General features: G+C 53.7%; 3 protein-coding genes. All 3 read left to right on the plus strand.

The features are described 5' to 3' along the window. The first annotated feature begins 27 nt into the window (after nucleotides 1-27). Nucleotides 28-1,080 (plus strand): hypothetical protein, encoded by a 1,053-nt coding sequence (locus PKX57_RS11835; RefSeq protein WP_472414470.1) that lies wholly within the window; start codon nucleotides 28-30, stop codon nucleotides 1,078-1,080. A gap of 94 nt (nucleotides 1,081-1,174) precedes the next feature. Continuing rightward, complete coding sequence (locus PKX57_RS11840; RefSeq protein WP_213922751.1) at nucleotides 1,175-2,158, plus strand: BMP family ABC transporter substrate-binding protein; 984 nt, start codon at nucleotides 1,175-1,177, stop codon at nucleotides 2,156-2,158. 3 nt (nucleotides 2,159-2,161) lie between these two features. Further along, on the plus strand, nucleotides 2,162-2,976 hold an 815-nt coding region (locus tag PKX57_RS11845), incomplete at its 3' end, for a MurR/RpiR family transcriptional regulator (protein WP_472417516.1).

The following is a 2,976-nucleotide window of genomic DNA, read 5'->3' on the forward strand; positions in this document are numbered from 1 at the left end:
TGATGTGTATAATCGGGTGAGGTTGAGATGAATTTGATTTCTAGAGGGTTATTTTCCTTATTTTTAATTGTCTTTTTATCTGTCGGTCTGGTGGCCAGCGATCCCGCCGATACGCATTCTGCTACCGTAACTGCTTATTTCGAAGATATAGCCAGAGAGATACTGGAACTGAATTCCTTCGAAGAGCTGCTGAAGCTCGAAGGCTTTTTCATCGACGGGCCGCAGGAGCAGCCGGTCGAAACTGTAAAGCAAGATCCCGCGTCCGTTCCGGCCACAACACCGGTCGCCTCCAGGGTTGTGTCTCTTCTCGAGCCGGTTCGCACGTTCGCGGCCACCGAAACGGTGTACGTCGAGTACGGCGGAGGCCCTCTCCCCGGAGGGGTGGAATTCCGCTTCGAGCCTGGAGACCCGGGAATGGGCCTTCCCGATGTGATCGAATTCTATAAAGACGGGGTGTTGATCGACACACTTTCGGGAAAGACTATACTCAGCCCGATCATAGCCCTCGACACGCCGACGGTTGAATGCGAGACCGCCGTGTTCCTCTTTCTCACGGGCGATTACGCAACTCCCATGGGGGCCTTCTATCTCACTCAAACCGACAGGGCCATCTATACGCTCACCGTTGCGGTCGACCCGGGCCAGGTGAGAAACGTAGTGGATATCGACGGCGACGGAACCAAAGAGCTCCGCGTGCTGGACGATCATATGGTCAAATCGCTGGAGGTAACCGAGCTGTCGGAGTTCACGCGCTTCTTCAAATGGACTTCCAGCGGATGGATCGTAGATAAGCCGGGGGATTTTCCGGGCGAGTATGCGGCACTCTCTCTGCAGAACCTCGAGGATGTCTCCGTGAAGAGCCCCCGAACGCCTTTCGTCTGGTCTTTCGCTTACCACTCGTATATGGCCGGAGTGGAACTGGCGGTGATTCGGGAAACGGTCAGCGAGCTGGTCGGGGAATACTCGCTTGACTGGCTGATAGAGCCCGTGGAGCTTGTGAAAGCAATTGACCTGAACATAAGCGATTATGCGGGATACGTTATGAGGAAACCCTCAGATAGTATAATCCCCAACATGTAGACCAATACCCCGTTCTCAGAATAAAATTCTCATGCTTGAGAAAATAGTTCTCATACTATATACTCGTATTATCTTGATTTTCGGGAGTGATAGTATGAGAGGTTTTCTTCTGGCGATTGTGTTGTTCGGTTGCATTATATCCCTGGCGGCGCCTTTCAGCGTAGGGATTTTGATCACAGGCGAGATAGGCGGAAACGCCATATACGAACTGGTTCAACAGGGAGCGCAGAGAGCGGCCGGCGATGCCATAGAAATAAGAATCGTCGAAGGCGGTTACAATCAGTCGAAGTGGGAGCCGCTCCTGCTAAGCATGGCTGCTACGGGGAAATACGACCTGCTGATGACTTTCACCGAGGGGATGCCCGCCAGTGTCGCAAAGGTCGCCCGGGCCTTCCCGAACCAGAAGTTCACTCTTCTCGACGGCATTGTGCCCGAGCCTTTGGCGAACGTTTACTCCGTGGCCTTCAAGGATGACGAAATGACCTTCCTGGCCGGTGTCCTGGCCGGGATGATAACCTCCTCGGGTATCGGGGGAACCAATCCTGAAAAGACCGTGGGGTTGATCGCGGGCGATACGTATCCGGCGATGATAAACACGATGAAACCGGCGTACGAAGCCGGCGTGAAAAGCATAGAGCCCGAAGCCACCGTACTCTTCGGCATCGTGGGCAGCTGGTCGGACCCGACCAGGGGAAGGGAGCTGGCATCGAGACAGTACGAAGGGATGGCCGACATCATACTGGTGATCGCCGGCGGAAGCGGAATGGGCTCGATCGAAGAGGCCGCCGGCAGGGGCAGGTACGTAATCACTGTAGATTCCAACGCTCTGGCGATGAAACCGGGCGTCATACTGGCCAGCTTCCTCAAGCACATAGATCTGCTCGTCTATGAAACGATAATAAAGGCCGGCGAGGGATCTCTTCCCTTCGGCTCCAATTCAAGGGTTGGCATTTCCGAAGGCATGATCGATTACACGCGCGACGACCCTCTGTTCATAAAATACGTTCCGGAGGAGATAAGAGAGAAGATGTTCCAGTGGTACGAAAGCATTAAAAACGGCGGGCTGCCGGCCTTTTGAGACATGGGAAACCTGTTGCAGTCCTACAACGAAAATCTCCATCTCTTGACGCCGACCGAGGAGAGGATACTCGACTTTATGATATCCAACCCGGAGAAGTGCCTGGAGTGTACGATAAACGAGCTTTCGAAAGTTCTGAAAGTTTCCCAGTCCATGATAGTCAAAGCCGCCCGAAAACTCGGATACTCCGGTTTCACCGGGCTTAAACTCGTCATCGCCGGGGAGTTGAACATTCTCGTCCAGCGCGAAAAGTCGCCCGTCCTGCTGAAAGACCTCCAATCTTACGAAGAGCTGTCTTTAGAAACTATAAGGGAGGCCTATTCGCACCTCAGCGAGGAGAGGCTTTCTCTGGCCGCCGCCTCTCTCAAAGACGCTCAAAACATCGATATCTACTCTTTCGGTTTCGACTCGGTGGCCGGACACGACCTGTACCTGAAAATGCTCCAGGGCGGCAAAAGGGTCCGCCATCTCGAGAACGGCTATGAACAGATCATTTCGGCATCGAATCTCCATCGCGACTCGGTGGTCGTGGCCATCTCCGGGACCGGTATGTCCGGCGATCTTGCCGACGCACTGGAGTTCGCCAGAAAATCCGGAGCCGGTGTGATAACTGTCGCTCCCGAGAAGTCGAGGCTCTGCGCTTATTCCGACGTCAACCTCGAAAGCTATTACTCGCGCCTGGTCTTTCCCGAAGGCGGTCTGATAACACGGATCGTTCAGCTTTTGATAATGGACATTCTTTACATGAGGTTTCTGGAGCTATGCGGCGAAGAGTTCGAGGAGAGATACAAGAAGTTTAAAGAGGCGCTGGATTACAA

This window comes from Mesotoga sp. (assembly GCF_035363035.1).
Classification (GTDB): domain Bacteria; phylum Thermotogota; class Thermotogae; order Petrotogales; family Kosmotogaceae; genus Mesotoga.

Excerpts from the sequence above, each read along its gene's own strand:
- PKX57_RS11835 (WP_472414470.1), top strand. The coding sequence starts at position 28 with ATGAATTTGATTTCTAGAGGGTTATTTTCCTTATTTTTAATTGTCTTT.
- PKX57_RS11840 (WP_213922751.1), top strand. The coding sequence starts at position 1,175 with ATGAGAGGTTTTCTTCTGGCGATTGTGTTGTTCGGTTGCATTATATCC.